The organism is Psychromonas hadalis ATCC BAA-638, assembly GCF_000420245.1.
Classification (GTDB): domain Bacteria; phylum Pseudomonadota; class Gammaproteobacteria; order Enterobacterales; family Psychromonadaceae; genus Psychromonas; species Psychromonas hadalis.
In genome coordinates, this window is sequence record NZ_ATUO01000330.1 from 1 (window position 1) to 1,341 (window position 1,341).

Here is a 1,341-nt window from a genome sequence, read left to right on the forward strand (position 1 = left end):
AATCCGCCTAAGTACTGGTTTAAATGACTAATATCTGCGTTGCATTCAATCGCAATAGCCGGCTATTACTCAATCATGCGCCTTGACCTTAGTCACTTACCCTGCGTAAAACCTGATCATTATATTAAGCGGAATGGTATTAGTGATTTTTTAGAAGCTCGGGAGACATTGTTAACTTGGTTTTCTATGCGTTTCGGGGTACAAAACCTAGAAAATGTCATTCTTTCTGAACTGAACAAATAACCAGAATCTACATTCCTCAACAAAATATAATAAGTGCTATTTTTAACAGTTAGCCTAAGAGAAATTATTATGACACCTCCCTATACAAACATCGTGATCCTAACGGGTGCTGGCATTTCAGCTGAGTCAGGCATTCAAACCTTTCGAGCCGTAGATGGGCTTTGGGAAAATTGTCGTGTAGAAGATGTGGCGACACCTGAAGGTTTTATTACAGATCCTGATTTTGTGCAAGATTTCTATAATCAAAGGCGCAACAAACTACAGGAAATAACCATCCAGCCCAATGCTGCACATTTGGCGCTTGGCGAGTTAGAAGCCAGATTTTCTGGCAGCTTAACTATTATTACGCAAAACATTGATGACTTGCATGAAAGGGGTGGTAATACCAATGTCATTCATATGCATGGGGAGTTACTAAAAGCGCGTTGCAGTGCTTCGGAAGAGATCGTGGAACATAAAGGTGACATTGTCACGGGCGATTTGTGTAGTTGCTGTAAAGCACCCGCGCAATTACGCCCGCACATTGTTTGGTTTGGCGAAATCCCTCTTAAAATGAATGTTATTGAATTAGCGATTGAAAAAGCTGATTTGTTTGTTGCTATCGGTACTTCTGGTAACGTGTATCCTGCTGCTGGTTTTGTACAGACTGCTAAGATGTATGGAGCGCACACGTTAGAAATTAATTTAGAGCCTAGCGCTACGGAAAATCAATTTGAAGAAAAACGTTATGGAAAAGCAAGTGTCGAAGTTCCTGCTTTGGTCGTAGAGTTATTAGCGAGTGAATAAGCAACGTTTTAAAATCGTGTAATAACATTTGGTGGATGCTAGTCGTATTAGCTCGTCATTTTGATGATTTGTAGATTGTTCTTTGGTCATGAAATTGTAGATTTGAAAATTCGAAGTGAGAGCGTTAGTCACTTAGCTCTCTCGCTCACCATGAGGCGTTTTCGAGCTAGCTTTCGATGGCGGAATGGGGCATATATGGACGCCCCGGTTATTGCAAGTTTTAATGAGGAATACAGTCTGCTGTCATATATCCGACGTCTCAATAGGCTATCAATAACCTGCGCCATGATGTAATACGAATCCTGTCTCCTA

General features: G+C 40.9%; 1 protein-coding gene. It reads left to right on the forward strand.

The window, feature by feature from the left end; all coding sequences use genetic code 11:
• The first annotated feature begins 312 nt into the window (after positions 1-312).
• A complete protein-coding gene (gene cobB / locus G322_RS0119345; protein ID WP_022943296.1) occupies positions 313-1,029 on the forward strand; it encodes a Sir2 family NAD+-dependent deacetylase in 717 nt (238 codons plus the stop codon).
• The last annotated feature ends 312 nt before the right edge of the window (positions 1,030-1,341 follow it).

Bases quoted from the DNA above. Each gene is read 5' to 3' on its own strand.
- cobB (WP_022943296.1), top strand. From the start codon at position 313: ATGACACCTCCCTATACAAACATCGTGATCCTAACGGGTGCTGGCATT.